Source organism: Pseudomonas sp. 5.2 (genome assembly GCF_059025405.1).
The window spans coordinates 1-427 of the sequence record NZ_JBYBHH010000063.1; the positions used below are offsets into that span (position 1 = coordinate 1).

The following is a 427-nucleotide window of genomic DNA, read 5'->3' on the forward strand; positions in this document are numbered from 1 at the left end:
TGGCACGGTAATGACGGTGGTGCCGTCGTTCAGCGTGAAAGTCAGCGCCGAATGTTTATCGATCGGCAGACCGTCTTTGTTGGTCAGCGTAATGGTGTAGGTGATCGCACCGCCTTCGGTAACCGAAGGGGTGGCAGTCAGCTTGGCCACGACATCGTCGGTGGTGTCGGTGACTTTGACCGACGCCGCGTCGCCCAGCTGCAGATTCTCGAAGGCACGGCCATCGATGTCTGCTGCCGACTTCACGCCCAACTCGATTTCACCGGCGTCTTTGTAGACGTCGTCACCCTGCGCTTCGTGGGTGTACGGGGCGCTGGTTTCGCCAGCTTTGATAGTGACGGTAGCGTTGTTGCTCAGGGTCACGACCAAGTCGTGAGCCAGGGCGGTGTTGATGTGAACGGTGAACGTTGGTTTGACGTTCTCGGCG

At 59.0% G+C, this 427-nt stretch carries 1 protein-coding gene; it reads right to left on the reverse strand.

Annotated elements, in window-relative coordinates; all coding sequences use genetic code 11:
• Window positions 1-427 (reverse strand): immunoglobulin-like domain-containing protein (locus AC5PZ0_RS28310; RefSeq protein WP_493856219.1); only part of this gene is annotated, 427 nt, incomplete at both ends.